The sequence below is a fragment of the Streptomyces avermitilis MA-4680 = NBRC 14893 genome, from assembly GCF_000009765.2.
Classification (GTDB): domain Bacteria; phylum Actinomycetota; class Actinomycetes; order Streptomycetales; family Streptomycetaceae; genus Streptomyces; species Streptomyces avermitilis.
The window spans coordinates 5,503,511-5,522,991 of the sequence record NC_003155.5 but is presented as its reverse complement, the minus strand read 5'-3'; the positions used below and the strand labels follow the sequence as shown (position 1 = coordinate 5,522,991).

The following is a 19,481-nucleotide window of genomic DNA, read 5'->3' as shown; positions in this document are numbered from 1 at the left end:
TATCGCGGTATTGCCCCGGCCCGCTTCCCGGTCGGCCTAGCGAGCAGGCGTACGACCGCTCAGCGAGTGGCAGCGGATGCAGATGCGGATGCGGGAAACACCACGACCGCTCAGTCCGCGTACCTCGGGTGCACCAGCGTCGACGGTGCCACGTCCGGCGGACGGGCGCGGCCCGGGTCCAGCGCGTCCGCGGCCAGCGACGCCCGGGTGAGCGTACGCAGCCTCGGCCCGCCCGGGCCGAGGCTGAGGGCCGGGCCCGTACGGGAGGCGAGGACGAAGCCCCAGTCGCGCGGTGCCCGGGACGCGTCGGTCGAGCGGTCGGGGCCCGCCGCGAAGCCCGTGTCCCGGCCGCCCACGCGGTACGGCACGGTGCGCAGCCCCGCGGCCCGGACGGTCGCCTCGACCGTCCAGTAGGCCCGGGGGCGGGAGGCGACCGGTCCCGCGTGGACCACCAGCCGGCCGCCGGGGGCCAGCACCCGGCTCACCAGGCCGTAGAACTCCTGCGAGTACAGCTTCGTACTCGCCGTGATGCCCGGGTCCGGGAGGTCCGAGATCACCACGTCGTACGCCGAACGGGTGTGCCGCAGCCGGCAGAACGCGTCCGCCGTCACGACGTGCACCCGCGGGTCGTCGTACGCGTGTGCGTTGAGGCTGGACAGGGCCGGGTCGCGGCGGGCCAGCCGTACGACGCCCGCGTCCAGTTCGACCACGTCGACCCGCGCCACGTCCGCGTACCGCAGCACCTCGCGGGCCGCGAGGCCGTCACCGCCGCCGAGGACGAGCACGCGCGCGTGCCGGCCGTCGCTCATCGCGGGGTGGACGAGTGCCTCGTGATAGCGGCGCTCGTCATGGCCGCTGACCCGCAGGCGGCCGTCGAGGAAGAGGTCGAGGGGGCGCCCGCGGGTGCCGCCGGTCAGCACCACCTCCTGGACGCCCGTCTGCAGGGCCACGCGGACGTCCCTGCCGTACACGGCCTGGCGTGCCGCCCGTTCGAAGTCGTCGACCAGGACCGCCGCCGTGGCGAGCAGGCCGAGGACGACCAGGTTGACGACGATCAGCAGCCAGCGGCCGCGCCGGGTCAAGTCCCGCCGGAACAGCCCCAGTACGAGTGCACCGCCGGCCAGCGCGTTGACCGTGCCGGTGAGCAGTACGCCCTCCAACTGGCCGAGCAGGGGCAGGAGAAGGAACGGGAACGCCAGTCCGCCCACCAGCGCGCCCACGTAGTCCGCGGCGAACAGGTCCGCCACCGCGCCGCCCGCGTCCTGGCGCCGGATGCGCTGGATCAGCTCCATCAGCAGGGGGACTTCGGCGCCGATCAGCAGGCCGATGGCGAGGGAGAAGGCGACGAGGAGGCAGCGGGGGCCGCCCGCCCACACCCCGCCCCAGTCGCCGGTCCAGGCGAACACCGCGTACAGCGCCATGGCGCTGGAGCCGCCGACCAGCGCGAGCGCCGCCTCGATCGCGCCGAAACCGGCGGCGGCGTGCGGGCGCAGCCGCTTCGCGGCGAGCGAGCCGATGCCCATCGCGAAGACCATCACGGAGAGCACGACGGAAGCCTGGGTGACCGAGTCACCGATCAAGTACGAGGCGAGCGCGACGAGTTCGAGTTCGTACACGAGTCCACAGGCCGCGCAGACGAAAACGCCGGCCAGGACGAAGAACCGTCCGACACCGGGCCGTACGGGCAGCCACGGCCGGCTCTGGCCGCCCCACGGGGGCGCGGCGCCGGGCGGTGCAGGCGCGTGCGGTTCGATCACGATGGGAACGCTACGTCACGCCTGCGGCGCGCTACGTCACCCACACGTGTGGAACTGACGCCCGCCCGCATCCGGCCCGGTGCCTGGGTGACCATCCCCTGCCATCCGCTCACGAGGTCGCCCTCACCCGCGCCCCCACCCGCGTCCGCGTCGCCACCAACTGGCCGTCCTGCGGATACGCGTGCCACGTACGCCAGTGCACCTGGCCCTCGTGGTGCTGGGCGAGCAGTGCCGTGAACGCGTGCGGGCTGCCGGGGAAGACGCCGGCCAGGCCGTGGGGGTGGTCGGAGACCAGGGCCAGCAATTCCTGGGCGCGGCCCGCGAAGGAGCCGGGGGACAGCACCTCCACCCGGGCCGCGAACTCGTACTCCCAGTCGCCGACCCGCTTGGCCACGCCGAGCGGCAGCGGCGTACTGCTGCCGGAGATGCAGGCGACAGTCTCCGAACAGTTGCCCCGCTTCTCCTCCAGGAGTACCTGGTGGGAGGCGCCGAGGAGCCTCATCTGGAGCTTCGCACCCGCCAGTTCGAGGTCGAGGGTGGCGAGGGCGGGCAGCGGCTCGCGTCCCAGGGTCCAGGCGAGGTCGGCCGCGCACGTGTCGGTGTACGAGGTGTTCAGGGTCGTGAGCATGGATCGGCTCCGCTAGCACGCAAAGGGCAAAGGGGGAGTGGGTCCGGCGCGCCCCCGGCCGGCACTGGGGGATCGGCACGGTCAGCCCATCGGGCAGGACGTCCGGGAGACCCGGTCGGTGAAAGATGTCCGCAGGCCGTCCGAGGGGCTGCGTTGGTGATTGAGAGGGAATCATGAACGGTGGCACCACCACAGCGTTTTTACCCAACTTCGTGCGGTTTCCATCCCCCCGAGGGCTCCACAGCTCAACTGTTCAACTACGGCGCGCGCCTGGCGCGCCGACATGTCGGCCGTACGCCCCGATATGTCGGTCATGCGCCCCGGCACGTCGAAGTGCCCGCCGGGAACCGATGTCCCGACGGGCACTTCCTCACGTGACGGCGCGTTTCCCCCGAGGAGCTCAGCTGCCCCGTGTCAGCTGCCCCCTCCGCATCCGCCTCCGCCCCCGCACGACGAGCCGCCCCCGCAGGACGAACCCCCGCCGCACGACGATCCGCCCCCGCAGGAGTGGTGGCCGCCCGAGTGGTGGCCGCCGGAGGACCCGTCGGCCGCTCCTCCGGCGGCCCACCAGCTGCCGCCGCTGTCGCCGCCCGCCCCGCGGCGCGAGCCCCCGGACCGGCTGCCGGACCGCAGCCCGGCCTTCTTGTTGCCGCGGTCGGTGGCCACGAAGACCATCACCAGTACGACACAGACGACCGCCAGGATGATGCCGATGATCATGGCGTCACCCTCCTTTCGTTCCCCCGAAGCGACCCCCCGTGGGCGCCTCGCTCATGCGCGTTCTCGTTGCCTGCTCGCCTTGCTGTTCATGCTGCTGTTTCGTGCTGCTGTTCGTCCTGCTGTTTGTTCTGCTGTTCGTCCTGCATGTTCTTGCGTGACGGGGGCATGCCCGCCTGTCTCACGTGGCAAAGCAGAGTTGAGGAACTCCAGAGCTTCGGCGCAGGATGGCGGCCATGACCTCCAGCGCACGCCCTCTCCTCAACCGCCGGCTCGCCGAGTTCGGGACGACGATCTTCGCCGAGATGTCGGCCCTGGCCATGAGCACCGGGGCCATCAACCTCGGCCAGGGCTTCCCCGACACCGACGGGCCCGAGGAGATCCGCGAGGCGGCGGTGCGGGCGCTGCGCGACGGCCGCGGCAACCAGTACCCGCCGGGGCCCGGCGTCCCCGAGCTGCGGACCGCGATCGCCGCGCACCAGCAGCGCCGCTACGGGCTGACGTACGACCCTGACACCGAGGTCCTGGTCACCGCGGGCGCGACGGAGGCGATCGCGGCCACCTTGCTCGCGCTCCTCGAACCGGGCGACGAGGTGATCGCCTTCGAGCCGTACTACGACTCCTACGCCGCCTGCATCGCGATGGCCGGCGGCACCCGCGTGCCGGTCACCCTGCGCCCGCACCCCGAGGACGGCCGCTTCCGCCTCGACCTCGACGAGCTGCGCGACGCCGTCACCGACCGGACCCGGCTGCTGCTCGTCAACACTCCGCACAACCCGACGGGAACCGTGCTCACGCGCGAGGAGCTGACGGCGATCGCCGAGCTGGCCGTCGAGCGCGATCTGCTGGTCGTCACCGACGAGGTGTACGAGCACCTGGTCTTCGACGACGCCGAGCACCTGCCGCTCGCCACGTTCCCGGGGATGCGGGAGCGGACGGTCTCGATCAGCTCCGCGGGCAAGACCTTCTCCTTCACGGGGTGGAAGGTCGGCTGGGTGACCGGGGCTCCGGGCCTGGTCACGGCCGTCCGCTCGGCCAAGCAGTTCCTGACGTATGTCGCCTCCGGGCCGTTCCAGTACGCCGTCGCCGAGGCGCTCGCGCTGCCGGACACGTACTTCGAGGCGTTCCGCGCGGACATGCTGGCCAAGCGCGACCTGCTCGCGGCCGGGCTCACGGCGGCGGGGTTCGAGGTCTTCCGGCCGGCGGGCACGTACTTCATCACCACCGACATCCGGCCGCTCGGCGAGAGAGACGGTTTCGCCTTCTGCCGCGCGCTGCCCGAGCGGGCCGGCGTGGTCGCCATCCCGAACGCGGTCTTCTACGACCACCGCGAGGCGGGCGCCCCCTTCGTCCGCTTCGCGTTCTGCAAGCGCACGGACGTACTGGAGGAGGCGGCGAAGCGCCTCGGCACGCTGCGCGGCTGACTCCCCGCCGCGAGGCCGGCTCCGGCTGCGGGGCCGGCTCCGCTGCCTGAGCCGGGCCGCCGGAGAAGCCGCACCCTTACCAGCCCGCCCGGCCGATCCGTCGGCGGCGCGCCGAGCAGGGGGCAGCGGTACTCGCACGGGCGCGCACAGCTCGCACAAGCCCCTGGGGGGACAGAGAGTTCCCGTGTGACCCACGCCTTCACCATTCCGGCCCCGTCCGTCGAAGACCCCGAGGGTCCCCCGGGCGGCGGTGCCCGCCGGACCGGTGCCGCGCGCCGTCTGCCCACGACGGCCGCCGCCGCTCTCGGGCTGTTCGCCGCCGCCAGGCTCTGCGGGTTTCTCGTGCTCGCCGCCGTCGCCTGGGCCAGCGGCAAGAGCCCCCTGCGGCTGCTGGGGCACTCCTGGGACTCCGTCTGGTACCTGAGGATCGCCGCCCACGGCTACGTCGGGCCGCAGTACGTCCGGCCGGCCGTCGTCCGCAGCGACACGGCCTTCTTCCCGCTGTACCCGGGACTCCTGCGGTCCGTCTCCGAGGTCACCCCGCTGAGCCTGGAGACGGCGGGCCTGCTGGTCTCGTGGATCGCGGCCGCGGTCGCCGCCTACGGGATCTACCTGATCGGCAACCGGCTGTACGGCCGCGCGATCGCCACCGCCCTCGTGCTGCTGTGGGGCCTGCTACCCCACTCCGTCGTGCTGTCGATGGCGTACACGGAACCGGTACTCACCGCCTTCGCCGCCTGGTCGCTGTACGCGGTGCTGACCGGCCGGTGGGTGTGGGCGGGCGTGCTCGCGGCCTGCGCGGGGCTGGCCCGGCCGAACGGCTGCGCGGTGGCTGCCGCGGTCCTCGTGACGGCCGCGTACGAGATCTGGCGGTCGCGCGGACGGGGAGTTTCCCACAGGCTGTGGACGGGCGCCGCGCTCGCGCCGCTCGGCTGGTGCGGGTACGTCGGGTGGGCCGGGCACCGCCAGGGCGATCTGCTCGGCGGCTATTTCACCGTGCAGCGCCTGTGGGGCTCGCGCTTCGACCTCGGCTACGGCTCGCTGCTCTTCGTCAAGCGCCTGCTGCTGCACGGCGGCCGGTTCGTGTTCCCCATCTCGCTGCTGCTGGTCGCGGTCGCGGTGCTGCTGTTCGCGCTGCTGATCGCCGACCGCACACCGCTGCCGCTGCTCGTCCACAGCGGCGTACTGCTGCTGGTCGCGCTCGGCGGGGCGGGCTTCTTCCAGTGCAAGCCGCGCTTCCTGCTGCCCGCGTTCCCGCTGCTCATCCCGCTGGCGCGGGCCCTGGTGCGGACGGCGAGAGCCCGGCCGTCGCACGCCGTCCTGGTGGTCGGCGCCCTGGCCGGGCTCTCGTTCGCTTACGGGGCGTATCTGGTCGCGTTCGCCCGCACGCCTCTATAGAACCTCCGAGATCTCTCGGGTCTACTCGTCGTCCTCGGGCTTCTCGGCCTCGTTGACGTCCTGCTCCAGGCCGAGCTGCTCGACGAGCCACTTGTCGAACTCGATGGCGGCCCGGACCCAGCTGACGGTCGACGACACGAAGTGCTCCAGGCTGACGCCGGTGCCGATCAGCATCTGCGCCTCGCCGATCAGGCGGACGGTGCCGTCGTCGTGGGTGTGGCTGTAGACCTTCGGCCACAGGGTGCGCCGGTTCCAGTCGTCGATCGACTCGAGCAGCGCGGCCTTCTGGTCGATCTGGTGCGGCCGGTCGTAGAACGTGCGCACCGAGAAGACGGCCTGGTCGTCCTCACCGCGGAACATGAAGTACGTACGGAACTGCTCCCACGGCGCGACGAGGTCTCCCTCTTCGTCGACGAGGTGCTTGAGCTCCATCTGGTCGAGGAGCTGCTTCACGAGGTCCTGATCCGGGACCACGGGGCCCGCCGGTCCTTGCGGCTCGGGCTCGGGCTGGCCCCCGAAGTTCGGAATCGAGGACGGGTCGATGCTCACCGTGTTTTTCCCTTCGTACGGATTACGCCATCCTCCCCCATCCGGGGCGGGGAGTGGCAACCCCTGGCCGGTCCTGTCCGCCGGTGGGCTGACAGGATCTGGCTGATCTTCGCCGACGGGGTGGCGAACGGGGGACGGCGCGGGTGCGCACGGTGCTGTGGGGCCGGTGGTGGCTGTGTCCGGTTTTCGCTGCGAGGGCGGGCCCGCGGGGGCACCGCCCTCGTCTCGTCCGACGCCCGTACGTACTGAGCGTCACCGCGAGGTGCCGGGCGTTACAGCGTCTTGCCGGTCGCCGGGCCCACGATCAGGCCCTCACCGAAGGCGTCCACCCGTACCGTGTCGCCGTCCTTGACCTCGCCCGCCAGGATCTCCTTCGCGAGGCGGTCGCCGATGGCGGTCTGGACGAGGCGGCGCAGCGGGCGGGCGCCGTACGCCGGGTCGTTGCCCTCCTCCGCGAGCCAGGCCAGCGCCGCGTCGGTGACCTCCAGGCGGAGCCGACGCTGGGCGAGCCGCTGGGCCAGCCGGTCGATCTGGAGCTTGGCAATGCGCTCCAGCTCCTGACGGTTCAGCGCCGAGAAGACGACCAGGTCGTCGAGCCGGTTGAGGAACTCCGGCTTGAAGGAGGCCCGTACGACCTCCAGGACCTGCCGCTTCTTCTCCTCTTCCGAGGTCTGCGGCTCGGCCGGGCCGTGCCCGCTCAGGAACTGGCTGCCCAGGTTCGAGGTGAGGATCAGGATGGTGTTGCGGAAGTCGACCGTCCGCCCCTGGCCGTCCGTCAGTCGTCCGTCGTCCAGCACCTGGAGCAGGATGTCGAAGACCTCCGGGTGCGCCTTCTCGACCTCGTCGAGGAGTACGACGCTGTACGGACGCCGGCGCACGGCCTCGGTGAGCTGGCCGCCCTCCTCGTACCCGACATAGCCGGGCGGGGCGCCCACCAGCCGGGCGACGGTGTGCTTCTCGCCGTACTCGCTCATGTCGATGCGGACCATGGCCCGCTCGTCGTCGAAGAGGAAGTCGGCGAGGGCCTTGGCGAGTTCGGTCTTGCCGACACCGGTCGGGCCGAGGAAGAGGAAGGAACCGGTCGGGCGGTCCGGGTCGGCGATTCCGGCTCGTGTGCGCCGTACGGCGTCGGACACCGCCTGCACGGCCTCCGACTGCCCGATGAGCCGGTGCCCCAGCTCCTCCTCCATGCGCAGGAGTTTCTGCGTCTCGCCCTCGAGGAGCCGGCCGGCCGGGATGCCCGTCCAGGAGCCGACCACGTCCGCGATGTCGTCGGGGCCGACCTCCTCCTTCACCATGGTGTCCCGGGCGGCTTCCTCCTCCGCCTCGGAGGCCTCCTCCAAGTCCCTTTCCAGGGCCGGGATCTCGCCGTACAGCAGCTTGGACGCGGTGTCGAAGTCGCCGTCGCGCTGGGCGCGTTCGGCCTGGCCGCGCAGTTCGTCGAGCTTCTCCTTCAGCTCACCGACGCGGTTGAGGGACTGCTTCTCCTTCTCCCAGCGGGCGGTGAGTCCGCGCAGCTCCTCCTCCTTGTCGGCGAGGTCGCGGCGCAGCTTCTCCAGACGCTCCCTGCTGGCGGCGTCGGTCTCCTTGCCGATCGCCAGCTCCTCCATCTTGAGCCGGTCGACCTGACGCTGGAGTTCGTCGATCTCGACCGGGGACGAGTCGATCTCCATGCGGAGGCGGGAGGCCGCCTCGTCGACGAGGTCGATGGCCTTGTCGGGCAGGAAGCGGGAGGTGATGTACCGGTCGGAGAGCGCCGCGGCGGCCACCAGGGCGCTGTCCGCGATCTGCACCTTGTGGTGGGCCTCGTAGCGCCCCTTGAGCCCGCGCAGGATCGCGATGGTGTCCTCGACGGAGGGCTCGGCGACGAGCACCTGCTGGAAGCGCCGCTCCAGCGCCGGGTCCTTCTCGATCCGCTCGCGGTACTCGTCGAGCGTCGTGGCGCCGACCATGCGCAGCTCGCCGCGGGCGAGCATGGGCTTGAGCATGTTGCCGGCGTCCATCGCGGAGTCACCGCCGGCGCCGGCCCCCACGACGGTGTGCAGCTCGTCGATGAAGGTGATGATCTGCCCGTCGGAGTCCTTGATCTCGGCGAGCACGGTCTTCAGCCGCTCCTCGAACTCACCGCGGTACTTCGCCCCGGCCACCATGGCGCCGAGGTCGAGCGCGACCAGCCGCTTGTTCTTGAGGGACTCCGGGACGTCGCCCTTCACGATCCGCTGGGCGAGTCCCTCGACGACGGCGGTCTTGCCGACGCCGGGCTCACCGATGAGGACGGGATTGTTCTTGGTGCGGCGGCTGAGCACCTGCACGACCCGCCGGATCTCCTGGTCCCGCCCGATGACGGGGTCGAGCTTGCCGTCCCGCGCGGCGGCGGTGAAGTCGGTACCGAACTTTTCGAGCGCCTTGTACTGGCCCTCGGGATCCGGGGTCGTCACCCGGCGCCCTCCCCTGGTCTTCTGGAACGCCTCCAGCAGCTTTTTCGCACTGGCGCCCTGCTGGGAGAGTACGTCGCCGGCCGCGCCGCCGTTCGCGGCGATCCCGATGAGCAGATGCTCGGTCGACAGGAAGTCGTCGCCGAGGTCCTGTGCCCTCTGCGACGCGTCGGCGACGACCGCGAGCAGCTCGCGGTTGGGCTGCGGGGGCGCGACGGTGGAACCGGTCACGCTCGGCAGTTTGGCCAGGACACGCTCGGTGCCGGCGCGCACGGCGGCCTGGTCCGCGTCGACCGCGGCCAGCAGGTCCGTGATGTTCTCGTTGTCCTTGCCCCCCAGCAGCGCCAGCAGCAAATGCGCGGGGGTGAGATCCGGGTGCCCCTCGGACACGGCCCTGTTGGTGGCCGCGTTGATGGCGTCCCGGCTCCTGTTGGTCAGCTCGGCGTCCACGGTCGCTGTCTCCTCCTGTGCTCGCTCTCGGGCGTCAGCCGTCTCTGACATTGGAAGCGTACACAAAGTTGAGTCTATTGCACTCAAGGCCGGTCGGGGGGCCCGGTCGGGGGCCGATCGGGGGGTGCTTCGGGGGTGCCGGGAACGGAAACCGGCTAGGTTCGGCCCCATGGCCACGTACCCCGTGAATCCGCGCGATCCCGACCCCGCGTATCTCGACTTCTGGCGGGAGCGGCACCTGTGCACCCTGACGACGCTCCGACCCGACGGCACCCCGCATGTGGTGCCCGTCGGGGTTACGTACGACCCCGAGGCGGGACTCGCTCGAGTGATCACCAACAAGTCGAGCACGAAGGTGGCCAACGTCCTGGCCGCCGCCGGTCCCGAGGGGGCCCGGGCCGCGGTCTGCCAGGTGGACGGGCGGCGGTGGGCGACGCTGGAGGGACGGGCGTGCGTGCGCACGGAGCCGGCGCGGATCGCGGAGGCGGAGCGCCGGTACGCGGAGCGCTACACGCGCGAGCCGTCGCCGAACCCGTCACGCGTGGTGATCGAGATCGAACTGACCTCGGCGATGGGGAGAGGCTGAGGGGGCGGGGAAGCACTCAGGGGTGGGGAGAGGCTGGTTCCGGCCACTGTGGATATGCCGTGGACATGGGTGGACACCTGGAGATCCCAGCAGAAACTACAGCGGCGTCACCGTGTTCAGGTCACGGTGACGCCGCTGCGGGGGGAAGTACCTGCGCGATCTACAACGACGGGGGAATCGCGTCAGGCACTGCGGGGGGTGGCTGAGATGGTCCGCACGTCCGGGGTTTCCGGCTCCACCAGCTGGTGGTCGCGCTGGTCCAGGTTCACAAAGATCATTCCGTACCGCACGGCGCACCGCACAGGCTGCGGCGCCCCCCGAGGCCGCCGCAGACACCGGTACGCCCGCACGTCCTCGTCCTCGTCCCGGGTGACGACCACGGGCTCTCCGAAGACCGTCACCATCAACGAGTCACCACCTTGGGGGATGGCGGTGACCAGGTCGATGAAGTGCCAGCCGGATCGGTAGGCGGTGGCCATTTCTCTGCGGAAGGTGCGGTCGTCGGGCGGAGTAGTCATGAGTCAGGCCCAAGAACTGTCGTCAGCGGTCAGGGGGGTCTCCGCAACGGCCGGAGCCGTCAGACTCCAGCTGCTGTCTGCCCGAACGTCGCTCTTCGCACCTGTCAGGCCACTCACGGCGCCGAAGGCCAGGACGGCGGAAAGAGCAGCGGCAAGCACCGAGCGAAGCATTCTCTTGCGCATAGTCGGCTTCGTCCTCACTTGAAGGTCTCCTCTTCCCCCGTCGAATAAGACGATGGCTCATTCGGGCACGTCATGGCCACACAATCGATGCATCATGTTCCTGCACGTTCAGGACCCTGGGGGGTGGAGATTTGGCAACAAATGGGGCACAAGCGGAACATCCCCACGCTGTAACGGAGCTGTGTGATGAAGGCGGCCTCCTCTACGCGAACGCTCTGCGTACGGGACGCATCGCCAGAGAGGACGCGGCGGGCGTTCCCTGCCTGATGGAGTTCGCGCTCCTCCACCCCGATCCCGACGATCCCAACTGGCTCCGCCCGGTACCTCCGTCCGTCGCCCTGGCGCAGCGGCTCAACCCCATCGAGCGCGAGATAACCGAACGCAGACGGCTGTCGATCGAACTGGCCGATGCTTTCGAGCCGTTCATGGCGGTCAGCGCCCAGGCCACGGTGTCCACGCACTCCATCACCGTGCTGGAGGGCTTCGAGCGGATCAACGCGGCGCTCAACCTCGCCACGGACCAGTGCCGCACCGAGATGCTGACCGTCCAGCCGGGCGGCCGCCGCCCCGAGCACAGCCTGATCCAGGGGCTGGAGCGGGACCGGCCGTTGATCGAACGTGGTGTGCGCATCCGGACCCTGTATCAGCACACGGCCCGCTACAGCCCGGAGACGCTGGCGTACGTGGACCAGATCGCCGACGGCAAGGTGGAGATACGGACCATCGACGAACTGGTCGAACGCCTCATCATCTGTGACGAGGCCGTCGCCTTCATCCCCACCCGCGACGACCGGCAAGTGGCCCTGGAGCTGCGTCACCCGGGCCTCGTCCGCTATCTGATCAAGGTCTTCGAGTTCATGTGGGGCCGCGCGGTCCCCCTGGACGCGGGCGCCCCGTACGAAACCGCCGCCGACGGCATCACCGACATCCAGCACTCCATCGCGAAGCTGCTCGTGGAGGGCCATGTCGACGAGGCCATCGCCCGACGGCTCGGTATGAACGTCCGCACGTGCCGCGCCCACATCGCCAAGCTGGCCACCGCACTGGGCAGTGGCAGCCGGGCCCAACTCGGCTTCCTCATCGCCCAGTCGGGAATCCTGAACCAGAACGGCTGAGCGCCGAGGGGAGGGAGTCACCCGTGGCGCCCGGCTCGGCTACCTCATCGGGCGGTCCGGGAGCCTCGAGGAGCACTCGCGGCACCCGCGGCGCTCGCCGCGCCCGCCGGGTTCGCGGGCCCCGCCGCGTTCGTGGAGCCCGCCGCACGCGTGGCCGGCGGCAGCTCGGGCGACCGCGGTGGCCCGTCCAGCCCCGCCTGGGCGATACGCACCCCCAGCTGCGTACGGCTCGCCGCGCCGAGCGTCTCCGACAGACGGGCGATGTGCGCGCGGCACGTACGGACGCTGATGCCCAGCCGTTCCGCCACCACCGCGTCCTGGTGGCCCTCCGCGAGGAGCGCCGCGATCGAGCGCTCGCGGTGGGTGATCCCGTCGATGCCGGTCTCCGGCAGCGGTGCCGCCAGCGGGATCGCCAGCCGCCACAGGCGTTCGAAGACCGTCACCAGGTAGGAGACGAGGGCGGGGTGGCGCAGTTCCAGCGCGATCGTGCGGTCCGCGCTCGCGGGGATGAAGGCGACCTTGCGGTCGAAGAGGATCAGGCGCTCCACGACCTCGTCCAGCGTCCGTGCCTCCGCCGCGTCGCCCATCAGCTCCATGTAGGTGTGCAGACCCTGTCCGTGCCGCGCCACATGGGTGTACAGGTCGCGCATGCGCACGCCCCGGCGGCGCAGCTCGAGGGCGCGGTGCAGCCCTTCCGCCAGTTCGTCCTCGCGGCGGATGCCGCCCGGCTGCACCGTCAGCACCTCGCTCGTGCACGCCTGTGTCGCCTCGTCCATCGCGGCGCGGATCCGGGGCAGTCCGTCGAGGACCCGGATCGCCACGCCCTCCTGCGGTGCCTGTTCCCGCCCGCCGAGCCCGGCGTACCACTCGACCGCGGCGACCGCCGCCCCGACCCGCGCCTGGCTCGCGCCGACCTCGTCGTGCACGCTCCGCAGCAGCCGCGTCATGACCTCCTGCGGAGACGTCGGCACCAGCCACGCCATGTCGTCGGGGTCCGGGTGCAGCAGTGCCAAGTCGACCAGACAAGGCACCGTTTCCGCGTCCTCGCGGGGCACGCGGCCCCGTCGTACGGCCCGGGAATACACGCGATCCCCGGCCTCGCACAGTCGGTCAGCACCGTGCGGATGCGCGTCCGTCCCGTGCCCGGCCATTTCCCACCCCTGGCTCCAACCCTTGGCTCCAGCGTCTTCCGCCGACCGGAGCGGGGTGCTCCGGTCTGTCCGCGACACAGCTCTCCAGCGATCTCGCGGCGCGACCACGCAGGCCCTTCACAGCGCGACCACGCACGCCTTTCGCAGCGCAACTATGCGCGGCCCCGCCCGCCTCCGCAACACGGCTCCACCTCGGCCCCGCCGCCAATTCCACCTGAATATCACGGAATTTCCCGGCCTCCGCACGGTCCGCTGCAACAAGATGACGGTGGTGACGCCCCACCGCAGGATGCATGGTGGTGCCGCTTCCCCCGGGTACCGCAAGGTCCCCGGAGCAGCCCTGGCCGGATACCCCCATCGGGTCGGGCCTCTCCCACCCCCGCCCCAAGAGGCCCCGAAACCGCGCCCCGGCCGCGTGAGCTGGCCGAAATCGCCGGTTGACCGGCGCGTCGCCTACGGCCCGTGCCGACAGGCCACGGAGGACACGTTTGACGCGTACGCGTTGGCCGATGTCCGGAAAGGAGAGGTAGGGACGGCCGGGTGGGGTCAGGGTCGCCGGCGAGGGGTGCGGGCGGCACCGCGGCCGCTCGCGGCGGGCGAACCACGCTTCCGGGCCGGGGCATGGACCGTACGAAATTCCGGGTCCTCAGAGATGGGGCCTCGCGCCATCACCGTTCTCCTCTGCCACTTCCCCGGTCCGTCACTCGACCGGGCAAGTACGGATACTCGGCCCCTCGCCCCAGGAGCAGTTCCCCCTCCGGGTCATAGTGTGACAGGCCTTCCCTCTACCTGACCGGGGTGTCCTCCGGACTGTCCGGAGGGAGGACGGCCTCTTTATTCCGGAGCGAAGGTGGGTTCCGGCCCGAGGGCCGTCGGAAGTGCCCTTTCCTGAACAGCGACAAGGAGCGACAACGGATGAGCACGTGCGGAAGTGAGCACGGGTATGGAATGCGCTGCGGGTCCTGCAGCGCCTGCATGTCGTGCGACCGGCGTTGTTACTGCGGCTGCGCCACCTGCGGCTGCCGGGCATGCCCTTCGGGCTGCGACTGCGGCAAGGCCGAGAACGTCAGCATCATGGGCGATCCCCTCGAATGAGATCGAACGTCGGTCCGTGGTCGGCGACTTGTCGTCCACGTACGACGGCACGCTGACGGAACCGCTCGCGGAGAGCGACACGCCGAAGGCACCCAGCCCGGGTCCGGGTGGGGTGCCTTTCGCTGTGGTGCGGCCGGGGGCGCGACGGGTGGGTCAGCGCGCCCCGGGGTCGTACTTCTTCAGGGACGTCTGGACCTCGCGGGCGTACGGACCCTCCCACCACGGCACGGTCTCGACCAGGACCGGCTTGGTGCCGGAGGCCAGGACGAGGGCGCGGCCGGGGGGCATGGAGCCCAGGTCGGAGACCTGGAGGACGCGTTCGCGGCGTACGGACTCGCTGACCGTCCGGTTGCCGGACCAGCCGCCGAACTCCGAGGAGCGGCTCGTCTGGTAGTCGCGCAGTTCGAACTCGCCGGCCAGCTCGCTCAGGTCGCCCAGGAAGCGGGTGTCGGAGACACCGCCGCCGTAGACGCGGACGTTCGCGGCCGACCACAGCTTCTCCATGCCGCGCTCGCCCCACACCTCGATGCCCTGCGCCCAGGACTGGAGGATCGTCATCAGGATGATGCCGCGCGAGCCGTAGTGCGAGTACAGGTCGGGCAGGGTGCGCCAGCGGCAGACGTTGGCGGCCTCGTCGAGGACGCCGACGAGGGGGAGGGGGAGGCGGCCGCCGCGCTGCGTCGTCGCGTACTCCTCCGCCGCCTCGACCACCGCCACCGTCAGCGCGGTCACCAGCGGGCCCGCCGAGTCGCGGCCCTCGCGGGAGAGGGAGTAGAGCGTGCCGCCGGTGCGGACGAACTCGTGCGGGTCGAACTCCGGAGCCGACGGGTCGGCCGGCGGGGTCACCCAGCGGTTGACCTCCGGGTTGACCAGGCAGGACGCCATCTGCTGGGCGACGCCGTAGATACCGCTGCGCTGCTTGTCGGGCGCGCTGATGACGCCGCTGAGGCCGTCGGCGGACATGGTGTGACCGGCCCCGCGCAGGATGCGCTCGGGAGTGTCGTCCTTCGGGTTGGACAGCCAGGTGTAGATCTGGGTGACCGGCGCCTTGGCGGTGGCGGCGGCCAGCAGGAGGTTGGCGAGCAGGTCCTGGCCCGCCGGGTCGAAGAAGGCGTCCGTGGACGCGTTCGCGTCCCGCGAGCCGGAGGCGAAGTGGTCGGCCATCTTGCGGGCCTTGGCGACATCGGTGACGTACGACAGCGGGTTCCACCACCAGCTCGGCGTCTCCTGCGCGACCTGCTGCGGGTCGAACACCCAGACCGGGCCGCGGGCGGTACGCGGGCCGCGCGTCGCGTCCACGATGTCCCGCTTGTTGGAGGTGACCAGCACGGCGCCGGGCCCGTCGAGGATCGCGGGGATCGCGCGCCGGGTCGTCTTGCCGGTGCGCGGGCCCCAGATGTCGACGTGCATGTCCTCGTACGAGCCGAACAGGGGCTGTCTGCCCTTCACCGACCGTCCGATGAAGACGCCGGGGGTCTTCGACCTCACCCCGAGCCGCTCCGCGGTGGCCGCCGCACCCTTCATCGTGAGCTTGCCCAACTCCTCGCCCTGCGCCAGGTGCTGGGCCGCGCCGTCGACCTTCGGCCGGTTGCGCAAACGCTCGCGCACCCGGTAGGCCGCCAGACCCAGGATGCCGAGCAGCAGCGCCTCACCGGCCGCGACGGCGCTCGCCGCACCGCCCGGCCAGCTGTAGTCGCCCTTGACGCAGGCCACGAGGAACGACAGCGGGTTCGAGGGCGGCCCGGGCGCGTCGGCGAAGCCCGCACCGAGCTTCGCGGCGAGCCAGGCGCCGCCGACTCCCAGGAGGACCACGGCGACGAGGGCGACGATCTCGAAGGTCCAGTCGTCCTCGGCGCGGGGTTTCTTCTGTTGTTCTGCGGTCACCTGCGGGGTCCTTTCTGGGTGACGCCGGCAGCCGGGTCAGGCCGATCCGGGCGCGAAGACGAAGAGATGCTGTCCCGCCAGCACGCCGTAGCCGTCCGTCGTGAACTGCAGGGCGTCGCCGTCCTCGGCGAGCGAGACGTCGGGAGCGAGGTCGGGGGACAGCAGCTTCTTGGTCCGCATGTTCAGGGCCGCGAGCCGCATGTCGCCGACGGAGGCGTAGAGCACGTCGGCCGACGGGAGCGCCAGGGGCGTGATGTCCTGTTCGTCGTCCTCCTGCCGCCACAGTTCGTCGCCGGTCTTCACGTTCCAGGCGACCGCGCCGCCGCCGAACCGGGTGACGACGGTTGTGCCGTCCGGGGACAGGGCGATGTCCGCCGTGTCGTCGCCCGCGACGTCGCCGAAGGCCACCTTCGGGCCCTGCGCGAGAGTGCGGCCGGTCTTGAGGTCGACCACGCCGAGGAGCGCGTCGTACGGGTCGTCGTCCGACAGCTCCCAGGCGAGCAGGGCCTTGTCGGCCGACAGCGGGTAGATACGGACGGGCTTGGCGTCGTCGTCGTTCGCCGACGCGATGTCCGCGGGCACGTCGACGTCGTCCTTGGTGTTCCACAGTTCCTTGCCGGTGAGCCGGTCGCTGACGACCAGCCAGGTGCCGCTCGTGTCCCACACGTCGCTGCCCGTGGCGACCCGGTAGCCGAAGCCGCTCCCGATCGGCTGCTGCCCGTACGCCCTGTTGTGGACCGGCACCGTGTCGCCGCCGCCTATCGGGGCGTACGTGCTGCTCTTGCTGCCCTCGTCCAGCAGGACGTGCCCCGCCTCGGCGGTCAGGTCCGTGCGGCCGGCGCCCTGGAAGGAAGAACTGCCCAGCTTCCTGCCGGAGGGGGAGTACATGGTGTACGAGGTCTCCACCGACTCCTTCTTCAGGCCACTCGCCTCGGTCACATCACCGTCGACGACCAGGAGGGCGGGCGAGCCGTCCGTCCACTGGGAGACCGTGAGGAACGCGGAGGGCTTGTGCTCGCGCTTGCCCGGCCAGCTGTCGGGGATCTCCACATCGACCGAGGCGCGTACGCCGCCCGTGGCCGCGTCGTAGAGACGGGCCCTGAAGTGGTACTCGTCCGGCTCGTCGCCGGAGGAGGACGAGCCGGGGTACTTCGTCAGGTCCTGGGTGACGACGACGGCGTCGCCGAGCACACAGGTCTCCGGGTCGTCCCCGACGGTGGAGGTCGCCGCGGCCCTGGCGGGGTCACCGGCACAGCCTGTCGAGCTGTCGGCTCGCAGGCTCCACGCGGGCCGCCTGCTCAGCGCGGGCAGCGCGGCCCCCTTGTAGGCGGGCCCGGTGGATGTGGCGGAGGCGGACGTCCTCGGCTTCGCCGACCTCGTCGCACCGGCCCCCTGCGTGTCGTCGCCCGTGCCGCAGCCCGCTGCGAACCCCAGTGACAGCGCGGCGGCTCCGGCGGCGTACCAGATATGACGCTTCGTCAACTCATGCTCCCTTTGCGTTCTCTGTACCGTCGCCCTCGACCGCGTCCGTGCCCTTGGGGATCGGCACGCGGTACACGCCGGTGATCTTGTCCTGGACGTCCCAGGTGCTGAACGAGACGGTCTTGCCCGGCCGCGGCGCGTGGATGATCTTGTGGCCCTTGGCGTCCCAGACCAGGCCCACGTGTCCGGACGTGCCGTCGGCCTCCGGCCGGAAGAAGATCACGTCACCGGGCTGGGCCTCGGACAGCGACACCTTGTGCGCGCGGAGATAGGGCTCCTGCGTACCGGTCGTCGTCCCGATGTCGATCTTCCCGTCGCTGGCCATGTAGTAGGCCCACTGCGTGAAGCTGGAACAGTCGAAGCTGGTCGGGTTCTGGCCCTGGAGACGCTGCGCGCCGTACACGTACGGGACGCCGATGCCGCGCTGCGCCCAGCCGAGGACCGCCCGGATCACCGGGTCGTCGGCGTCCGGGATGACGCCGGAGGCGCCCGCGCCGTCCGGGGCGACGGCGGCGCTGCCGTTCTCCTCGGCGCAGTCGGCGTACTGGGCGTCCTTGCCCTTGTCGCCGGAGCCGGGCACGGTGCCGTAGTCCGGGCTGGCCGTGACCTTGCCCTTCATCCAGGCCGCGGGGTCCACCATGCCGGGGCCCTGGTCCTGGCCCGCGACGAACGGATTGTCCACACCCGGCAGCCGGACCTCCCAGTGCAGGTGCGGGCCGGTGACGTTGCCGGTCGCGCCGACCGTGCCGATCTGGTCGCCGCGCTTGACCTGCTGGCCCACCGACACCTTGATGGTGGTCTGGTGGGCGTAGAGCGTGATGACGCCGTCCGCGTGCTGGATCTCGGTCTCGTTGCCGTACGCGCCGCCGGGGCCCGCGTGGACGACCTTGCCGTCGGCCGGGGCGTAGATCGGGGTGCCCGTGGAAGCCACGAGGTCCAGGCCCGTGTGGTAGCCGGTGCTCCACATGGTGCCGTTCTCGTGGTAGCGGGTGCCGAGCTGGTACGTGCCCTCCTTCAGCGGCCACTGCCAGTCCTTGCCGCCGTCGGTGTGCTTCCTGGCGGCGAGGAGTCCGGTGGCGGGACCGGCGAGCGTGGCCGTGCTCGCCGTGTAGGCGGCCGGTGCCATCGCCGTGGTCACGCCGCTGTCGTCGCCGCCGTCCAGCGCCGGAGTCGACCACGAGCGCGGCGACGCGGCCGCGATGCTGAGCGCGGAGCCGGGCTGGGCGTCGTTGCCCACCGGCTCGGGGATGTCCGACTGCTTCCCGAGGGTGGGGAAGCCGGGGTTCTTGTCGATGGTCTTCTTCAGATGCGCGTACCAGCGCTTGATCAGGTCCTCGTCGCCGGTGAGCACACCGCGGTAGCGGGCGGCCTGGGTGAGCACGACGCGCGGGTAGATCGTGTTGGAGGCCGTGGAGCCGGAGTAGACCTGGAGCGCCTTCCAGGGTTTGGTCTCGGCGTGCTGGGCGTGCAGGAAGTTGGCGGCGGCCCAGGCGGCGTCGTCGATGTTGTAGAGGTCCTTGGTGCCGTCGGCATTGCCGTCGGCGCCGTAGTCGTGCCAGGCGGGCGGGCCGAACTGGAGGATGCCCATGTAGCCGAGGGAGTTCTTGCCGCCGGGCGCCGCGGACTTGTCCTGCCCGTACTTGGTCTCCTGGTACATCTGCCCGACGATGAGCGTCCAGTCGAGGCCCTTGTAGCGGGCGGCGCCGCGCATCGCCGCGAGGATCATCCTCGGGGGTATCTCGTTGCGGGCGGTCTCGCTCGGCATGTAGACCTTGCCGGCCGGCATGATCGGGTTCGTCGCGGCGGCGTCGCCCGTGTTGCCCGCTTCGGCGTTGTCGGCGTAGTCACCGCAGGCGGCGGCGACGGCGCCGTTGCCCACACCGCCCACCATGCTGCCGATGAGCAGCAGGACGAGGAAGACGGCCGCCCCGGCGGCCAGGCCTCCGCCGCTGCCGAGGATCAGCCACAGCTTGAGGCCGTTCTTCTTCTTGCCGTCGTCGCCGCCCTTTCCGCCACCGGGACCGGCGGCGGCACGGCCTGCCTGCTTGGCCTTCTTGGCGACCTTCGCGGCCTTGGAAGCGGCCGCGAGTACAGCGGGTGCCACCATCT

The 19,481-nt window shown here is 71.1% G+C and carries 14 protein-coding genes; 4 read left to right on the top strand and 10 right to left on the bottom strand.

The window, feature by feature from the left end; genetic code table 11:
• Window positions 1-110: 110 nt before the first annotated feature.
• The 3 genes from SAVERM_RS23345 to SAVERM_RS23335 all read right to left on the bottom strand — a co-directional run bounded on the left by SAVERM_RS23345 (window position 111) and on the right by SAVERM_RS23335 (window position 3,105).
• A complete protein-coding gene (locus SAVERM_RS23345; protein WP_010985944.1) occupies window positions 111-1,757 on the bottom strand; it encodes a polyamine aminopropyltransferase in 1,647 nt (548 codons plus the stop codon).
• Window positions 1,758-1,866: 109 nt separating this feature from the next.
• A complete protein-coding gene (locus tag SAVERM_RS23340; RefSeq protein WP_010985943.1) occupies window positions 1,867-2,385 on the bottom strand; it encodes a DUF2617 family protein in 519 nt (172 codons plus the stop codon).
• A 414-nt stretch (window positions 2,386-2,799) separates the two neighbouring features.
• Complete coding sequence (locus SAVERM_RS23335) at window positions 2,800-3,105, bottom strand: hypothetical protein (RefSeq protein WP_037649104.1); 306 nt, start codon at window positions 3,103-3,105, stop codon at window positions 2,800-2,802.
• Between the two features lie 224 nt (window positions 3,106-3,329).
• On the opposite strand from SAVERM_RS23335, the gene SAVERM_RS23330 reads away from it, so the two are divergent.
• Both SAVERM_RS23330 and SAVERM_RS23325 read left to right on the top strand, forming a co-directional pair.
• Window positions 3,330-4,526, top strand: coding sequence for a pyridoxal phosphate-dependent aminotransferase (locus tag SAVERM_RS23330; protein WP_010985942.1), 1,197 nt, complete (start codon window positions 3,330-3,332; stop codon window positions 4,524-4,526).
• Window positions 4,527-4,712: 186 nt separating this feature from the next.
• On the top strand, window positions 4,713-5,924 hold the full coding sequence (locus SAVERM_RS23325; RefSeq protein WP_010985941.1) for a glycosyltransferase family 39 protein: 1,212 nt from the start codon (window positions 4,713-4,715) through the stop codon (window positions 5,922-5,924).
• Window positions 5,925-5,945: 21 nt separating this feature from the next.
• Here SAVERM_RS23325 and SAVERM_RS23320 read toward each other — a convergent pair whose 3' ends face one another.
• Both SAVERM_RS23320 and clpB read right to left on the bottom strand, forming a co-directional pair.
• Entirely contained in the window at window positions 5,946-6,473 is a 528-nt protein-coding gene (locus SAVERM_RS23320; protein ID WP_010985940.1) for a type III secretion system chaperone family protein, read from the bottom strand.
• A gap of 272 nt (window positions 6,474-6,745) precedes the next feature.
• Complete coding sequence (gene clpB / locus SAVERM_RS23315; protein ID WP_010985939.1) at window positions 6,746-9,358, bottom strand: ATP-dependent chaperone ClpB; 2,613 nt, start codon at window positions 9,356-9,358, stop codon at window positions 6,746-6,748.
• A 169-nt stretch (window positions 9,359-9,527) separates the two neighbouring features.
• Between clpB and SAVERM_RS23310 the strand changes: the two genes are divergently transcribed.
• Window positions 9,528-9,944 carry a pyridoxamine 5'-phosphate oxidase family protein gene (locus SAVERM_RS23310; RefSeq protein WP_010985938.1) on the top strand — a complete coding sequence of 139 codons (417 nt, stop codon included), beginning with the start codon at window positions 9,528-9,530 and terminating at the stop codon, window positions 9,942-9,944.
• Between the two features lie 182 nt (window positions 9,945-10,126).
• Here the strand turns inward: SAVERM_RS23310 and SAVERM_RS23305 are convergent, their stop codons facing one another.
• Window positions 10,127-10,462, bottom strand: a complete 336-nt coding sequence (locus tag SAVERM_RS23305) for a Rieske (2Fe-2S) protein (protein ID WP_010985937.1) — start codon at window positions 10,460-10,462, stop codon at window positions 10,127-10,129.
• 314 nt (window positions 10,463-10,776) lie between these two features.
• Between SAVERM_RS23305 and SAVERM_RS23300 the strand changes: the two genes are divergently transcribed.
• On the top strand, window positions 10,777-11,760 hold the full coding sequence (locus SAVERM_RS23300; RefSeq protein WP_010985936.1) for a regulatory protein: 984 nt from the start codon (window positions 10,777-10,779) through the stop codon (window positions 11,758-11,760).
• 44 nt (window positions 11,761-11,804) lie between these two features.
• Here the strand turns inward: SAVERM_RS23300 and SAVERM_RS23295 are convergent, their stop codons facing one another.
• The 4 genes from SAVERM_RS23295 to SAVERM_RS23280 all read right to left on the bottom strand — a co-directional run bounded on the left by SAVERM_RS23295 (window position 11,805) and on the right by SAVERM_RS23280 (window position 19,479).
• Window positions 11,805-12,911 (bottom strand): helix-turn-helix transcriptional regulator, encoded by a 1,107-nt coding sequence (locus SAVERM_RS23295; protein WP_037649099.1) that lies wholly within the window; start codon window positions 12,909-12,911, stop codon window positions 11,805-11,807.
• 1,248 nt (window positions 12,912-14,159) lie between these two features.
• Window positions 14,160-15,890 carry a type IV secretory system conjugative DNA transfer family protein gene (locus SAVERM_RS23290; RefSeq protein ID WP_010985934.1) on the bottom strand — a complete coding sequence of 577 codons (1,731 nt, stop codon included), beginning with the start codon at window positions 15,888-15,890 and terminating at the stop codon, window positions 14,160-14,162.
• 36 nt (window positions 15,891-15,926) lie between these two features.
• Window positions 15,927-17,372 carry a PQQ-binding-like beta-propeller repeat protein gene (locus SAVERM_RS23285; RefSeq protein ID WP_010985933.1) on the bottom strand — a complete coding sequence of 482 codons (1,446 nt, stop codon included), beginning with the start codon at window positions 17,370-17,372 and terminating at the stop codon, window positions 15,927-15,929.
• 1 nt (window position 17,373) lies between these two features.
• The gene (locus SAVERM_RS23280) at window positions 17,374-19,479 is read right to left on the bottom strand and encodes a peptidoglycan DD-metalloendopeptidase family protein (RefSeq protein WP_010985932.1); all 2,106 of its coding nucleotides are present in this window, start codon (window positions 19,477-19,479) and stop codon (window positions 17,374-17,376) included.
• Window positions 19,480-19,481 lie beyond the last annotated feature (2 nt).

What these genes read in the sequence shown, in the direction of transcription:
- SAVERM_RS23295 (WP_037649099.1), bottom strand. Translation starts at nt 12,911, where the DNA reads ATGGCCGGGCACGGGACGGACGCGCATCCGCACGGTGCTGACCGACTG.
- SAVERM_RS23280 (WP_010985932.1), bottom strand. Translation starts at nt 19,479, where the DNA reads ATGGTGGCACCCGCTGTACTCGCGGCCGCTTCCAAGGCCGCGAAGGTC.
- SAVERM_RS23330 (WP_010985942.1), top strand. Translation starts at nt 3,330, where the DNA reads ATGGCGGCCATGACCTCCAGCGCACGCCCTCTCCTCAACCGCCGGCTC.
- SAVERM_RS23310 (WP_010985938.1), top strand. Translation starts at nt 9,528, where the DNA reads ATGGCCACGTACCCCGTGAATCCGCGCGATCCCGACCCCGCGTATCTC.
- SAVERM_RS23335 (WP_037649104.1), bottom strand. Translation starts at nt 3,105, where the DNA reads ATGATCATCGGCATCATCCTGGCGGTCGTCTGTGTCGTACTGGTGATG.
- SAVERM_RS23305 (WP_010985937.1), bottom strand. Translation starts at nt 10,462, where the DNA reads ATGACTACTCCGCCCGACGACCGCACCTTCCGCAGAGAAATGGCCACC.
- SAVERM_RS23340 (WP_010985943.1), bottom strand. Translation starts at nt 2,385, where the DNA reads ATGCTCACGACCCTGAACACCTCGTACACCGACACGTGCGCGGCCGAC.